The 15,150-nt window shown below is 71.4% G+C and carries 10 protein-coding genes; 2 read left to right on the plus strand and 8 right to left on the minus strand.

All coding sequences use genetic code 11. The features are described 5' to 3' along the window. Positions 1-132: 132 nt before the first annotated feature. Positions 133-1,980 (minus strand): transketolase, encoded by a 1,848-nt coding sequence (locus tag SGFS_RS14415; protein WP_286250460.1) that lies wholly within the window; start codon positions 1,978-1,980, stop codon positions 133-135. A 444-nt stretch (positions 1,981-2,424) separates the two neighbouring features. Between SGFS_RS14415 and SGFS_RS14420 the strand changes: the two genes are divergently transcribed. Beyond that, positions 2,425-2,778, plus strand: coding sequence for a VOC family protein (locus SGFS_RS14420; RefSeq protein ID WP_286250462.1), 354 nt, complete (start codon positions 2,425-2,427; stop codon positions 2,776-2,778). 27 nt (positions 2,779-2,805) lie between these two features. On the opposite strand, the gene SGFS_RS14425 is transcribed toward SGFS_RS14420, so the two are convergent. From SGFS_RS14425 to SGFS_RS14455, 7 genes are all read right to left on the minus strand, one after another. After that, a complete protein-coding gene (locus tag SGFS_RS14425) occupies positions 2,806-3,357 on the minus strand; it encodes a GNAT family N-acetyltransferase (protein WP_286250464.1) in 552 nt (183 codons plus the stop codon). Between the two features lie 16 nt (positions 3,358-3,373). Continuing rightward, on the minus strand, positions 3,374-3,562 hold the full coding sequence (locus SGFS_RS14430) for a LapA family protein (RefSeq protein ID WP_350283999.1): 189 nt from the start codon (positions 3,560-3,562) through the stop codon (positions 3,374-3,376). 129 nt (positions 3,563-3,691) lie between these two features. Then, positions 3,692-7,039 carry an NACHT domain-containing protein gene (locus SGFS_RS14435; protein ID WP_286250467.1) on the minus strand — a complete coding sequence of 1,116 codons (3,348 nt, stop codon included), beginning with the start codon at positions 7,037-7,039 and terminating at the stop codon, positions 3,692-3,694. A 184-nt stretch (positions 7,040-7,223) separates the two neighbouring features. Further along, positions 7,224-8,174 (minus strand): S66 peptidase family protein, encoded by a 951-nt coding sequence (locus tag SGFS_RS14440; RefSeq protein ID WP_286250468.1) that lies wholly within the window; start codon positions 8,172-8,174, stop codon positions 7,224-7,226. Continuing rightward, entirely contained in the window at positions 8,171-10,147 is a 1,977-nt protein-coding gene (locus SGFS_RS14445) for a S9 family peptidase (RefSeq protein ID WP_286250469.1), read from the minus strand. Before SGFS_RS14445 ends, SGFS_RS14440 begins: the two co-directional genes overlap by 4 nt. A gap of 73 nt (positions 10,148-10,220) precedes the next feature. After that, complete coding sequence (locus SGFS_RS14450) at positions 10,221-11,540, minus strand: M20/M25/M40 family metallo-hydrolase (RefSeq protein ID WP_286250470.1); 1,320 nt, start codon at positions 11,538-11,540, stop codon at positions 10,221-10,223. Continuing rightward, complete coding sequence (locus SGFS_RS14455; RefSeq protein WP_286250471.1) at positions 11,533-12,366, minus strand: M55 family metallopeptidase; 834 nt, start codon at positions 12,364-12,366, stop codon at positions 11,533-11,535. Before SGFS_RS14455 ends, SGFS_RS14450 begins: the two co-directional genes overlap by 8 nt. A 384-nt stretch (positions 12,367-12,750) precedes the next feature. Here SGFS_RS14455 and SGFS_RS14460 point away from each other — a divergent pair, with 384 nt between their 5' ends. After that, positions 12,751-15,057 carry a family 43 glycosylhydrolase gene (locus SGFS_RS14460; protein WP_434028194.1) on the plus strand — a complete coding sequence of 769 codons (2,307 nt, stop codon included), beginning with the start codon at positions 12,751-12,753 and terminating at the stop codon, positions 15,055-15,057. Positions 15,058-15,150 lie beyond the last annotated feature (93 nt).

Below are 15,150 nucleotides of genomic sequence, written 5' to 3' on the forward strand. Positions count from 1 at the left end.
CCGGGTCCTGCGAATGGGACCCGGAATCCCCTTTGCTTGTGTCTGTGTTTTGCTTTTTTCCGCGTTTTGCGTTTATCGGTGTTTTGCGTTTCTGCGTTCGTGGAAATGGTCGAAAGGTCGTGCCGATAAGGCTCAGTGCACGATGGCTGTCTCCACCAGCAGTCGGCCGGCGGCCGCGATCGCCTCGGCGTCGATGCCCGCGGCGTGCAGCTGCTCGTCCGGAGTGGCCGAGCCCGGCATCGTACGGACGGCGAGGCGGACCAGGCGGGGCAGTGGACGCCCGTCGAGGAAGGCGTCGAGCACGGCGTCGCCGAGGCCGCCCTCCTCGTGGTGGTCCTCCACGGTGAGCAGGCACCCGGTGCGTTCGGCGGCCTCGCGCAGGGTGCGGCGGTCGACGGGCTTGACCGAGTACAGGTCGATCACCCGGACCTGGATGCCCTCCGCGTCCAGCGCGTCGGCGGCCTTCAGCGCCTCGTGGACGGTGATCCCGGCCGCGACGACGGTGAGCCGGTCGGTGTCCGAGGCGCGCAGCACCTTGCTGCCGCCGATGGGGAACTCCTCCGTCGGGCTGTAGAGGACCGGGGTCTCGCCGCGCGTGGTCCGCAGATACCGGACGCCGTCGCGGCCCGCCATGGCGCCGACCAGCTTGGCTGTCTGGTTGGCGTCGCACGGGTACAGCACGGTCGAGCCGTGCACCGCGCGCATCATCGCGAGGTCCTCCAGGCCCATCTGCGAGGGCCCGTCCTGGCCGATGGAGACGCCCGCGTGCGAGCCGACGAGGTTGATCCCGGCGCCGCTGACCGAGGCCATGCGGATGAAGTCGTGGGCGCGGGTGAGGAACGCGGCGAACGTGGCCGCGTACGGCACCCAGCCGCGGGACGCGAACCCGACGGCCGCGGCCACCAGTTGCTGCTCGGCGATGTAGCACTCGAAGTACCGGTCGGGGTGCTCCTTGGCGAACAGTTCGGCGCGAGTCGAGTCGCCGACCTCGCCGTCGAGGGCGACGACGTCACCGCGTGCGGTGCCGAGCGCGGCGAGCGCCTGCCCGAACGCGTCCCGGGTGGCTGCCCGTTCGCCGGTCTCGTAGCGCGGCAGTTCCAGATGCCCGGTCCGTACGGCGTGCAACATCCGGGCGGCGGGCGGCGGTTGGACCTCGACACGGATGTCCCGTACGCCGCCGAGTTCCTCGACGGCCGCCTCGGGGTCCTTGAGGGGCTTGCCGTGCAGGCCCTCGCGGTCCTGGGCGGCCTCGACGCCCTTGCCCTTGAGGGTGCGGGCGAGGATCACCGTGGGCTGGCCCCTGGTGGACCCGGCCTCGGCGTAGGCGCGGTCGACGGCGTCCACGTCGTGCCCGTCGATCACGATGGTGTGCCAGCCGAAGGCCGCGAAGCGGCGGGCGTATGCGCCGAGATCGTGCCCGTGCCGGGTGGGCCCGCGCTGGCCGAGCCGGTTGACGTCGACGACCGCGGTGAGGTTGTCGAGATGCTCGTACGCTGCGTGCTCGGCGGCCTCCCAGATGGAGCCCTCGGCGAGTTCGCTGTCGCCGCACAGCACCCACACCCGGTACCCGGTGCGGTCGATCCGCTTCCCCGCCATGGCGATGCCGACGCCGACGGGCAGCCCCTGGCCGAGCGAGCCGGTGGCCGTCTCGACCCAGGGCAGCCGCCGCGGCGTCGGATGGCCCTCCAGACGGCTGCCGAGCCGCCGGAAGGTCAGCAGCTCGGTGTCGTTGATCGCGCCGGCCGCCTTGTACATGGAGTACAGCAGCGGCGAGGCATGGCCCTTGGAGAGCACGAAGCGGTCGTTGGCGGGGTGCTGGGGGCGTTCGAAGTCGTAGTGGAGGTGACGGGCGAGCAGCACCGCCATCAGTTCGGCGGCCGACATGGAGGACGTGGGATGCCCGGACCCGGCGGCGGCCGAGGCGCGGACGCTGTCGACGCGCAACTGCTGTGCGAGTTCGGTGAGTTGGCGGGTGTTCATGAGGCTCCTTCCGAACCCTTGCCGGGTTTGGGCGGACACGGGAAGTGGTCGGTCGGGTCGAGCGGGGTGACGCGGACACCGGCGGTCACGATGCGGGCTCGACTCACGGTTCGCCTCCGACGGGGTCGCGGATACGGGCCTACCGCGTCCCCCTGGTCACCGCACCCAAACGTCCATGGGTCCTCGGACTCCGAGGTCCCGGGCTCCCCGGGCTCGGACGTCCGCCTTCCACTGTGACCCCCGGCCACCGGGACCGCGACCCGGCCACCACCGGACCCCCGGGCCGTACCCGCCCGTCAGGGGAACCGCGGCACGATCGGACAGATGCAGTAGCCACCTTTCTTCGCGTCGTTCCTGCCGTGGGCCGGCGACAACGGCGAGAGATCGGCCCGAACCGTCCGAAACGATCTGCTCTCCCCCTCGACCCCAACTAGGCTCGTCCGTATGGAGATTCTCGGCACCACGCTCCGTATCTGCGTCGACGCCCTGGAGGCCACGGTCCCGTTCTACGAGAGACTCGCGGGCGGACCGGCCCAGCGTTTCGAACGCGGTGGCGTCCGGGTCGCCGCCGTCGGCTGCTTCCTGCTGATGAGCGGCCCCGAGTCGGAACTGGAGGTCCTGCGCAAGGTCACCGCCACCATCGCGGTCAAGGACGTCGACGAGGCCCACCAGGTCCTCACGGCCTCCGGCGCCCACGTCCTGGCGGGCCCGGTGCCCACCCCGGTGGGCCGCAACCTGATCGCGATGCATCCGGACGGCTCGGTGTACGAGTACGCGGACCGCCGCGCGGCCGGGTGACCAGGCCGTCCGGGGTCGGAGTCGGGGTCATGTACGTGCGGCGATCATCTCGGCGGTGACGGCCCACCTCTCGTGGTCCCGCCAGGCCCCGTCGATGAACAGGAAGTTCGGGGAGAACCCCTCCAGCCGGAACCCGCAGCGCTTGGCCAGTGCGATGGAGGCGGCGTTCCCGGGCTGCACGTTGATCTCCAGCCGGTGCAGCCCCATGGCCCCGAACGCGTACGCGACGACGAGCCCGAGCCCTTCGCGCATCAGGCCCCGCCCGGCGCCGTGCGCGAACGCGCCGTACCCGAGGGCTCCGCACTGGAACGCGCCCTCGACGATGTTGTTGATGTTGACGAACCCGGCGATCCCTCCGCCGTCCTTCTCGCACACCAGGAACCCGGCCTTCGCCGGATCCTCGATCAGCCGACCGGCGTACGAGGCATAGGCGGTCGCGTTGGCCGGCGGCGACAGCCACGGGTGGTGCAGTTCCCTGCTCTCCCGCACCCGGGCGGTGAACTCGGCACTGTCGTCGAGGGTGAAGTGCCGTATGCCCACGCGGGGGCCTTCGGCGAGAAAGCGAATGGTGTCGGACACCACGTCACCGTACGCGTCAGCCCCGCCTTCGCCCCAAGAAGATCCCGCACAGCGCCCCGACCACGCCCATGCCCAGCAGGGCCATCCACAGCGGCATGGTGACCTCGGAGATCAGCAGCCGGATCTTGGTGCTCTGGGTGTTCTCGAAGATGAACACGAGTGCGAGCACGACGACCACGGTCACGGCCACGTTGCCGGGCGTCATCACCTCTCTCCAGCTCCGTCCCCCGCGCCTCCGGCCGCCTTCGGACTTCTTCGGGCTCATGGAATCAGGATGCGTCACAGGCGTGCGGGGCGCCCGGCGGGAGGTTCCTCCGGATGAGGGCGATGGGGGTCAGGGGGCCGCCGGGACGCTCTGGGCCAGGACGTCGTTGAGGGTCTTGCGGGCCAGCGCCGCCTGGTCGACCTCGGTGTAGATCTGGAGGGCGAGGAGGTAGTACACGCCGTCCGCCTTGATGTGCCGCAGCAGCTGCGCGGCGTACAGGCGGTGTACGTCCGGCCACCCGTCGAGCGGCTCCACGCCGAACTCGACGTCGTTGTACCGGGTCGCTCCGTCGAGGCGCTGGAAGTCCGAGGGGGACTCCAAGTACCACTCCGACGGACGGCTGAGGCGGTCGGCCCGCTTCTTGGAGCACGGTGTGCTGCCGCACCGCTCGATCACTGCCCGGAGACCGGCGTAGCCCGGATCGCCCGGGCCTTCGGCCGGCTGGCAGAGCAGCACACCGGACTCGGTCGGTTCGCCGCACAGCAGTCTCGGGCCGCGGAAGACGAAGGGGAACCCGGGCAGATCGTGCAGCTCGGACCGCTCGCCGGGCCCCCACGTCTCACCGCCCAGAACGGCCGAGGCGGTGGTGACCGTGCGGTGACGGGCGAACCGGGAGTCGTCGGGGATCGTGGGGGTCGGTACGTCGGCCAGGGAGCCCGCGGGCGGCGGGGTGCCGGCCGCGTTGTGCAGTACCTCCCGGGTGAGTGCCACGGCAAGGGTCAGGACGCGTCCGGCGTCGGCGAGTTCCTCCTGGTAGCTGAGCTCGACGTACAGGTTGCCCACGCGGGCGCGGACGACCGCCCTGCGGCCGTCCTCGACGAAGGCGCGGTCCCCGTAGAGGGTGCCGGCCGCGCCCTGCACCTGCTGCATGGCCCGGTCGCCGACGCCCGGCAGGGGCGCGGACCGCCGACTGCCGGCGGACCCCAGCCAGGAGTCGGCCACGATCGCGCCGGCGTAGCCCTGTTCCGGTTCGGCCGCGGCGACTCCCAGTCGCAGCTCGGCGTCACGCCCCGGCCCCGATTCGGCCCATCGGCACTGGTCGGCACTCGGACGGTCCATCTGCGGCCGGGACATGAGGGGACGCAGCCAGGCCTTGGTGAGCAGGGCGCAGACGTCATGTGGGGAGGCGTACGGGCCGGGCGGCGGCGACCAGACCCTGGGCACCAACGCGGTCCCGACCAGCAGGACGGCGAGCACGATCTGGCCCACGGATCCGGCGACCCGGACGGCCGGTCGCGGGGCGAAATCCCGCCGTTCCTCCTCGTTCTCCTCCCCCGCGAGCCGATCGCGCAGCTCCAGGTGGCGGAACTGGTACACCCCTCCGCTCTGCCGCAGCACCCCGCGCCGGTGAGCGTCCTCCAGGAAGCCCTGGAGCCGCCAGGGCAACCGCCCGCGCAGCGCGAGCCATACGCGAGCCTGGGTGTAGCGCACCCACGCGGTGGTGCCCCAGCCGTACAGGATCACGGCGACGACGCAGCCGCCGATGAACAGCAATACGTCCGTCGGAGCGGCCGGGTACCCCCGGAGCCGGCCTGCGCGGGCCCACCAGACCATGCCTACGACGATCATCGCGCCCAGCGCCGCCAGCTGTGCCCACGCGCGGCTGTGCCCCTGGAAGAACCACAGGCCGCCGGCCGTCAAGGCGGCCTTCCTGTCGTCGCGCAGAACCGTGCGCGGTCCGGGTACGACTCTGGTGTCCGCCGGGTTGGTGAGCGACTCCACCGGCTGCCAGGGCCGCCAGGCCCGGGGCGAGGCCAGCTTTCTCGGACCGGGCAGCTTGGTCCGCTGCTGCGTCGCCCACCACAGGAGCGCGGCGACGGCTGCCAGGGATCCGAGGTCGAGCCACATGGGCCCGCCCACCCACGGTGTATCGGCCACCCCGCGCCCGGCGCCGGTCCAGTACAGAGCCGCCGACAGCGCCCCGGCCGCCAGCACCGAGGGAACCGCCCCGATGACCCCCCAGGTCGCCAGGTGCAGTCGCCACCACGCCAGTGCCTGGATCCCGTCGGCCCGCGAATGCCGCGCCAGGAACCCCAGCCACAGCCCGGCCTGCTCCCCGTTCCAGGGCCCGCGCGCGGCCCGGTCGTCCAGCGGAATCCGGTACACGGCGGGGACGTACGCGTCGAGCAGATGCCGCTGCACCGCCCGCTGGTCCGGGAAGCGGTCGGCGTCCAGCAGATCCATGGGATCGGCGTCCGTGTCGCTGTACGCGGCCCGGGCCAGCCCCACCATGAGGGGCGTGGAGAGCGCTGCCCGCAACCGCTTGGCCTGGACGTCGCCGCCGGTGGTGTCGCCGAGCCGCCGCAGCACCGGGTCCCACTTGGTCACCGTCGTGTCCCCGCGTCCGGTCGGCCGGGTGGTGCGCGGCAGGAACTCGGCCAACTGCTCCACGGTGAGCGGCTGAAGTTCGACGACGGCCGCGCCGGTGAGTACGTCGCTGGAGTCCACGGCCTTCGCGTACGCCTCGGGGCGGCTGGTGAGGACGAGTCCGCGACCGGGGCCGAGCCCCGCGTTGAGCCGGTCCAGTGCGGTGGCGCGGGCACCGTCGGGCAGTTCGTCGAAGCCGTCCAGCACGGGCAGGACGCGTCCCGTGTCCAGCAACGCGCGTGCCAGCAGATGGCGTTCGAGGTCGGTGGCCGCGATCGTCGGGTGCAGTGCGGCGAGTTGGCGGGCGGCCCACTCCCAGGGCCCGCTGCGCGCGGCGTCCCAGGCGGCCAGGGGCAGCACGACGGGGACGGGGGCGGCCCTGCGGGACGCACCGGAGTCCGGATCCGGGTCCGGGTCCCGGCCTCGGTCGAGCAGGGTCCGTGCGAGGCGCAGGGCGAGGACGGACTTTCCGGCTCCGGCCGCGCCGAGCACGACCAGTCTGCGCATCGGCAGCCCCTCGAACTCGGCCGCCACGTCGGCCAGTTCGCCGGTGAGGTCGAGCGGCTCGCCCTCACCGTCCCGGATGTTGATCCAGTGGTCGGCGAGCAGCGGGTCGCCCCCTGCCCAGCGCACGCGCAGCGGCACCGGGTCGTGGATGCGGGAGAGGCGTTCCTCCCGGTCGTAGACGGCGCGCAGCCCGGAGGCGAGCGCGGACTGGGCCGCGTCGAGCCGGGTGTCGGGCAGGAACACGTCGCCCGCCTTGGCGCCGCGCAGTGCGACGAACCCCCGCCAGAGGGCGCCGACCAGCAGCAGCACGCCTGTGACCCGGGCCATGGTCACATCGACGCGGACGAGCAGGGTGAGCGCCGCCACGACGAGGGCGAGGGGCAGGAGCAGCCCGCGCCACCTCGTCCGCCCGGCCGCCTCCCGGGGGTGCAGATGCACATGGATGCCGCCCTGCACGGACCCCGTCATCACGACGTACTCGGCGGACCCGCCCGAGAACTCGTTCCTGACCGCGGGCGACTCCACCCACCCCGGAAGCCGCATCCCATCGCCCCCCGACGACCCCTCGCGTGTTCAGCCCGCCGAGCAGGCCGCGCCCGGCGGTCGGGCCTCACCCGCTCGTGCGGGACCGCCGGCGATCGTGACCCGTTCGATCCCTTGATTCCCAACGGCAGCGAAGGGAACCGTGGTTCGGGTCAGTGCCTTGCGGTGCCGCACGCCCCGTCGCTCACCTCAGCGCCGGTTCGTCGAGCGTCAACGTGCCCGCGTCCGCGTCGAGTTCGGCCGTCACACCGAAGGGGATCGTCAACGCCCCCTCCCCGTGCCCGAATCCGAACTCCTCCACGATCGGCACCCCGAGCCCGCCGATCCGGTCCACGAGCAGGGCGCGGACCTCCCCGTAGGGGGCGCACTCCGCCCAGGAGCCGAGGAGGACGCCCGCGACCCCGTCGAACCAGCCGGCGCGCAGGAGCTGGGTGAGGTAGCGGTCGAGGCGGTACGTCTCCTCGCCGACGTCCTCCAGGCAGAGCAGCGCGCCGCGGGCGGACGGCCGGGCGTACGGGCTGCCGAGGTCGGCGGCGAGCAGGCACAGGCAGCCGCCGATGACGACGCCGCGGGCCCGGCCGGGTATCAGGGCCGTGCTCTGCGGGGCCGTGATCGTGCGCACGGTGTCGGGCTCGAACAGGGTGGCCCGCAGGTGCTCCCGCGCCCGCTCGTTCTTGATGAAGTCGACGGCGGCGGCCATCGGGCCGTGCAGGGTGGTGAAGCCGGCGCGGGTCGCGAACGCCTCGTGGAGCGCGGTGATGTCGCTGAACCCGACGAACGCCTTGGGCCCGGCCGCCCGTATCGCGTCCCAGTCGAGCAGGTCGACGATCCGCTGTACGCCGTAGCCGCCGCGGGCGCACACCACGGCGGACACGGACGGGTCGCACCAGGCGGCCTGGAGGTCGGCGGCACGGTCGGCGTCCGTGCCCGCGAGGTAGTCGAAGGTGGGATGCCGGTCGAGCACATGGGGTGCGACGACGGGGTCGAGGTCCCAGCCGCGCAGGATGTCGAGCCCCGCGACGAGCCGTTCCTCGGGCACCGGCCCGCTGGGTGCGACGACGGCGACCCGGGCGCCGCGGGCGAGCCGGGCGGGTCTGGTCAGGGACGTGGGGCTGGTGGGCGAGGACGACGTCACTTGGCGAGCTCCAGAGTAGGGATTCCGGGAGGATTCAACCCGAAGACCTGCGCATAGAGCGAAAGCTCGGCCTCCAGTGCCCGCACCATCGTCTCCGCCCGCCGGAATCCGTGCCCTTCTCCCTCGAACGCGATGTAGGCGTGCGGCACCCCGCGTCCGTCCAGCCGGGCGAGGAACCGCTCGCACTGCACGGGCGGGCAGATCACGTCGTCGAGGCCCTGGAGCAGCAGGAAGGGCGCGGTGATCCGGTCGGCGTGCTCGGTGGGCGAGCGCTCCGCGTACCGGGCCGGCACCTCGGCGAACGGCCCGACCAGACTCTCCAGATACCGGGATTCGAAGTCGTGGGTCTCGTCGGAGCCCCAGGTGGTGAGGTCCAGCACCGGATAGAGGATGGTTCCGCAGGCGTAGACGTCGGTCGTGGTGAGGGACACGACCGACGTCCAGCCGCCGGCGCTGCCGCCCCGGACGGCGAGCCGTCGACGGTCGGCGGTGCCCTCGTCGGCGAGCGCGAGGGCGACGGCCGCGCAGTCCTCGACGTCGACGACGCCCCACTGCTCGCGCAGCCGGCCCCGGTACTCCCGTCCGTATCCCGTGGACCCGCCGTAGTTGACCTCGGCGACGCCGATGCCGCGCGAGGTGAAGTACGCGATCGCCAGGTTCAGGACGAGGGGCGCCCTGCTGGTGGGGCCGCCGTGCGCCCAGACGACGTAGGGCGGCAGCTCGGTGCCGGGGGCCATACAGCCGGGGTGGTGCGGCGGGTAGACATGGGCGTGGATCTCGCGCCCGGCGGGGCCGTGGAAGGTGCGGATCTGGGGTTCCGGGTAGTACGCGGGGTCCACCGGGTCGTCGTGCGTCGCCCCGACGACGCGTGCCCGGCCGGTACGGGCGTCCAGTTCGACCACCTCGCAGGCGCTGCGGGGGCTGGCCCCGACGGCGACGACGCGGTCGCCGTGCGCGGCGAGCGTCGAGGAGAACTCGGTCCACGGGCCCGCCGTGTCGACGATCTGGCCGGTGTCGGGGTCGAGGATGCCCAGCGATGTGGCGCCCCGGCCGTGGACCACGGCGATCTGCCCGCTCTCCAGGGGAGCGAACCAGCGTGCGCCGACCTTCCACAGCGGCCCGCCGAACTCCTCGTCCCGCCCGCACAGGGCCCTGGCCTCGCCGTCGCCGTCGATGCGGTCGACGCGGTACAGGTTCCACCAGCCGGTACGGTCACTCGAATAGACGAGCGCCCCGTCGGGGGTCCACTCGGCCTGGGCGATGGACTCGTCCGGGCCGCCCGCGAACTCGCGCGCCCCGTGCAGCAGACCGTCGTCGCCGACCTCGGCGATCATCAGCGAGGTGCCGTCCCAGGGCATGCGCGGATGGTCCCAGGCGAGCCAGACGGCCTGCCCGCCGTCGGGCGAGAGCCGGGCGCCGGTGACGAACCGGTGCCGTTCGGCGGTGAGTTCGCGCACCGCCGAGCGGTCCTCGGCCGCCGAGCCGTCCAGCGGAACGGCGACCAGCACGCGCCGTAGATCGGTGGGCCGGTCCCCGGTGAACTCCTCCAGGACGCACCACACCTCGTCCCGCTCCGGGCGCAGCCGCGGGTCCACCCACCGCAGACCGCCGCCGACCGGCGACACGGGGGTGAGCGGACGGGGCTCGCCGCCCGGCTCGCAGCGGTAGAGCCGCTGGTCGGCGAAGTTCACGAACACCACGAGGGGCCCGTCGTCCCGCATCGTCCCGGCCCAGGGGTGGCCGCCGTACTCCATGACGCGGCTGCGCACGTTCCACGGCGCGGGCAGCACCGACTCCTCGGTGCCGTCGGCCGTACGCCGGACGAGTGTGCGTCGGCCGCCCTCGGTGGGCCTCGGCTCGGTCCACCAGGCCTCGTCGCCGACGAAACCCACGAAATCGGGGAATCCGTCGTGCGCGGCGGCGAGTGACGCGTCGATGGGCGATGGCCATGAACCGTACGCCAAGGTCTGCACCTAGTCCCCCATTGGTTCGTTGTACCTGTTGTTCTGATGCTCTCTGTAACTTGCTTCCCCGGCGGGGCGCGCGTCAGGCCGTGCGCAGGAAACGGTCGAGGACGCGGACGCCGAAGTGGAGTGCCTCGACGGGGACGCGCTCGTCGACGCCGTGGAAGAGGGCCGCGTAGTCGAAGCCCTCGGGGAGCTTCAGCGGGGTGAAGCCGTAGCCGGTGATGCCGAGTCGGGAGAACTGCTTGGCGTCCGTGCCGCCCGACATGCAGAACGGCACCACATGCCCCTCGGGCGCGAACTCCTCCACGGCGGCCCGCATCCGCGCGTACGTCACCGAGTCGACCGGCGCCTGCAGGGCCACCTCCCGGTGGTGGAACTCCCACTCCACGTCCGGCCCGGTGAGCCGGTCGAGAGTGGCCCGGAACTCGTCCTCGCCGCCCGGCAGGAACCGGCCGTCCACAAACGCGACGGCCTCTGCCGGGACCACGTTGATTTTGTAACCGGCTTCGAGCATCGTCGGGTTGGCGCTGTTCCTGACCGTCGGCTCGACGAGGGCGGCGGCGGAGCCGAGCTTGCCGAGCAGGCCGTCCACGTCGTCCAGATCGGCCTCGACCCCGTACAGCGCGGCGAGTTCGGTGAGGGCCGCGCGTACGGTCGGGGTGAGCCGGGTGGGCCACTCGTGTCCGCCGATCCGGGTGATGGCCTTGGCGAGGCGGGTCACCGCGTTCTCCCCGTTCGGCTTGGAGCCGTGGCCGGCCCGGCCGCGCGCGGTGAGCTTCAGCCAGGCCGTGCCGCGCTCACCGGCGGCGATCGGGTAGATCTCCCGGCCGCTCCCGTCGTGGAACGTGAACGCCCCCGCCTCGCTGACGCCCTCGGTGCAGCCCTCGAAGAGGCCGGGGTGGGCGTCGGCGAGAAACCCGGAGCCGTCCTCCGCGCTCGCCTCCTCGTCGGCGGTGAACGCGATGACGATGTCCCTGCGGGGCCGTACGCCGAGCCGGGCCCAGTTCCGGACGACCGCGAGGATCATCGCGTCCATGTTCTTCATGTCGACCGCGCCGCGCCCCCACACGACGCCGTCGCGGATCTCCCCGGAGAACGGGTGCACGCTCCAGTCCTCGGCCCGCGCGGGCACCACGTCCAGATGGCCGTGGAGCAGCAGCGCGTCGGCCGAGGGGTCGGTGCCCTCGACACGCGCGACGACGTTCGTACGGCCCTCGGTGCGCTCCAGGAGGGTGGGTGCCAGCCCTGCCCCCGCGAGCCGCTCGGCGGCGTACTCGGCGGCCGGACGCTCCCGGCAGTCGCCCCCGCCGCGGTTGGTGGTGTCGATCCGGATGAGATCGGAGGTGAAGCGGACGACTTCGTCCAGGGCCTGCTCGTCGATGTGCTGCTGCTCAGCCATACTGCTCCTCCACTGCGGCCGATACGAGCGTGGTGACCGCCTTGAAGGTGCGGATTCCCTCGTACATGGTCGGGCTGGTGTAGGAGACCTTCCGCTCTCCGACGCGCGTCACACCCGGCACGACCGTCGCGGCCATCGCCAGATGCTCGGCGTCGAACTCCAGCGCCACGGTGAACGGCCCGCCCCGGACCGGTTCGTGACGCACCGCGAGCGACGCGGCCTCCTTCGCCGCCGCGCGGATGTCGGCGGCGGTCCTGGCCGGCGTACGGCACACGGCCGCGTACCGCGACACATGGTCCTTGACCGCCACCTTCAGCGCCCCTGGCGCGTACCCGAGGGCGTCCTCGCAGGCCACGTCGTCGCCCGTGACCAGCACGATCGGCACCCCGTACTCGGCGACGACATGCGAATTCAACAACCCCTCGCCGGCGCGTACGCCGCCGACCCACACCCCGGTGATGGAGTTCGCCAGATAGGTGTGGGCGAGGACGCCCTCCATGCCGGCGCCCGCGTGATAGCCGAGGAACGCGATGCCGTCCACGTCACCGTGCTGCACGCCCTCGACCATGGACAGCGCCTTGTGGCGGCCGGTGAGCATCTGCGCCCGCTCGTCGAGCTGTTCGAGCAGCAGATTGCGCATCGTCCAGTGCGCCTCGTTGATGAGCACCTCGTCGGCGCCGCCGTCGAAGAACCCGAGCACGGCGGCGTTCACGTCCGACGTGAACATTCCCCGGCACCGCTCCCACTGCGGTGTTCCCGGCAGCACATCGGCCGGCCAGGTCACACCCGTGGCGCCTTCCATGTCGGCGCTGATGAGGATTTTCATGCGGGTCCATTCCCTCACAGGTCAGAGGCTCGTCGTCCGGCTGGTGACACCAGTTTGCGACAGCATGCAGCGGTGACGGGGATCTTCAAGCTGCTTGACGTCACGCGTCGGCGAGGGAACCTCCCACAGGCGGAGGAACTTGAGCCGCTCCCGGCCTCGGCACCTCGGCACCGGGCCGGTCTTTGCGGTGGCGACGAGTAGCCGAGCCGGAAGGAGGATGTCCGACCTGTCGGACGTTGTTCGAAAACTATTGACGCCGATCGTGCCCCAATTCACACTCACCAACGCGATGTCAGCGGGCGAAGATCCCCAGCACCTCGGCCGAGGCCTCGCACACCCCGCCTCAGGCATGTCTTCTTCAGGGATGTGAACCCCATGCACAGCGTGAGACCTCAGGGCCGCCGAAGATTCCGGCCGGGCGCTCTGGCCGCCGTGGCCGCCGCCTCGCTCCTGATGGGCGTCGTCGGCCCGGCGGCCCCCGCCCAGGCGGCGGAGATCACCGACGGCCTGGCTCTCTGGTACAAACTCGACGCCACCTCGGGCACCGTGGCGGCGGACGCCTCGGGCAACGGCAGGAACGGCACCGTCAACGGCACCGCGAACTGGTCGGGTACCGGGGAAGGACTCACCTTCAACGGGTCGAGCACCTACATCAAGGTGCCGGACAACATCATGAGCGGCATGAACTCGATCACCGTCTCGATGGACGTGCAGATCGACGCCACCCAGACCACGCCGTACTTCATCTACGGCTTCGGCAACACCACCAACGGCAACGGCAACGGGTACCTGTTCACCACCGGCGATTCCTTCCGGACCGCCATCACCTCCGGGGGCTTCACCACCGAGCAGAACACCCGGACCTCCGCCGCGTTGCAGCGCTCGGTCTGGAAGCACGTCACCTACACCCAGACCGGCAACACGGGCGTCCTCTACCAGGACGGCGTGGAGGTGGCCCGTAACACGTCGGTCACCACCACCCCCGGTTCCATCGGGTCCGGCATCACCACGGCCAACTACATCGGCAAGTCGGTCTACAACAGTGACAAGCTCTTCAAGGGCAAGATCCGCGACTTCCGCGTCTACAACCGCGCGCTGGCGCCCGGCGAAGTCGTCGAACTCAGCGGGAACACCACGGGCATCGCGAAGGTCACCCACCCCGCACTGAAGATCGACGCCATCGTCGACGACGCCAACAGCAAGGTCACCCTCCCGGTGACCGAGGGCACCGACCTCACCGCCCTCGCCCCGCAGTTCACCCTCGTCAGCGGCGCGTCCATCAGCCCGGCCTCAGGTACCCCGCGCGACTTCACCAAGCCGCTCACGTACGAGGTGACCGGCTCCGACGGCCAGAAGCGCACCTGGACCGTCGAGGCGCTGGTCATGCGGAGCCCGGTCCTGCCGGGGCTCACCGCCGACCCGAACATCGTCCGGTTCGGCGACACCTACTACATGTACCCGACCACCGACGGCTTCGCGGGCTGGAGCGGCACGCAGTTCAAGGCGTACTCCTCCAAGGACCTGGTCCACTGGCAGGACCACGGCGTCATCCTCGACCTCGGACCCGACGTCAGCTGGGCCGACACCCGGGCCTGGGCGCCGACAATGGCCGAGAAGAACGGGAAGTACTACTTCTACTACTCCGCCGACACGAACATCGGCGTCGCGGTCTCCGACTCGCCCACCGGCCCGTTCAGCGACCCCCTGGGCAAGCCGCTGATCGCCCGCGGCGCCTACACCGGCCAGATGATCGACCCGGCGGTCTTCACCGACGACGACGGCAAGCAGTACCTCTACTGGGGCAACGGCCGGGCGTACGTCGTCCCGCTGAACGACGACATGGTCTCCTTCGACGCCTCCAAGGTCACCAACATCACCCCCAGCGGCTACAACGAGGGCACCTTCGTCATCAAGCGCAACGGCACCTACTACTTCATGTGGTCGGAGAACGACACCCGGGACGAGAACTACCGCGTCGCCTACGCCACCGGCTCCTCGCCCACCGGCCCCTGGACCAAGCGAGGCGTGATCCTGGAGAAGGACCTCGCCCTCGGCATCAAGGGCCCCGGCCACCACTCGGTGGTCCACGTCCCGAACACCGACGACTGGTACATCGCCTACCACCGCTTCGCCATCCCCGGCGGTGACGGCACCCACCGCGAAACCACCATCGACAAGCTGGAGTTCGACTCAGGCGGCCTGATCAAGAAGGTCGTCCCCACCCTGAGCAGCATCGACCCGATCCCCACCCTGCCGACGAACACCACCCGCTCGCTCCAGTCGGTCAACTTCCCCGGCCGCTACGTCGCCGTCCGCTCCGACAGCCTCGGCTACCTCGACCCGGTGACCTCCTCGAGCACCACGGCCGTCAAGCAGAGCGCCACCTTCACCGTGGTCCCCGGCCTGGCGGAGCCCACCTGCTACTCGTTCCGTGACTCGTCCGGCCGCTACCTGCGCCACAAGGACTACCGGATCCGCTTCGACGCGAGCAACGGCACGGCGACCTTCAACAAGGACGCCACCTACTGCGCCCGGCCTGGTTCGGCCACCGGCTCGGTCAGCCTGGAGTCGTACAACTACCCCGGCCGCTACCTGCGCCACTACAACTACGAGCTGCGCATCGACCCCTACCAGGACAACGCCACCTTCCGTGCCGACAGTTCCTTCAAGGCGGTCAGCCCCTGGGCCTGATCACCTCCTCTCGCTCGACAGGTGACCCCGCTCCTCCTCGGCGAAGGGCCCGATCCAGGTTCGGATCGGGCCCTCGTGCTTCACGCCGCCGTG

The sequence above is a fragment of the Streptomyces graminofaciens genome, assembly GCF_030294945.1.
Classification (GTDB): Bacteria; Actinomycetota; Actinomycetes; order Streptomycetales; family Streptomycetaceae; genus Streptomyces; species Streptomyces graminofaciens.

Excerpts from the sequence above, each read along its gene's own strand:
- SGFS_RS14415 (WP_286250460.1), bottom strand. The coding sequence starts at position 1,980 with ATGAACACCCGCCAACTCACCGAACTCGCACAGCAGTTGCGCGTCGAC.
- SGFS_RS14420 (WP_286250462.1), top strand. The coding sequence starts at position 2,425 with ATGGAGATTCTCGGCACCACGCTCCGTATCTGCGTCGACGCCCTGGAG.
- SGFS_RS14430 (WP_350283999.1), bottom strand. The coding sequence starts at position 3,562 with ATGACGCCCGGCAACGTGGCCGTGACCGTGGTCGTCGTGCTCGCACTC.
- SGFS_RS14435 (WP_286250467.1), bottom strand. The coding sequence starts at position 7,039 with ATGCGGCTTCCGGGGTGGGTGGAGTCGCCCGCGGTCAGGAACGAGTTC.
- SGFS_RS14450 (WP_286250470.1), bottom strand. The coding sequence starts at position 11,540 with ATGGCTGAGCAGCAGCACATCGACGAGCAGGCCCTGGACGAAGTCGTC.
- SGFS_RS14455 (WP_286250471.1), bottom strand. The coding sequence starts at position 12,366 with ATGAAAATCCTCATCAGCGCCGACATGGAAGGCGCCACGGGTGTGACC.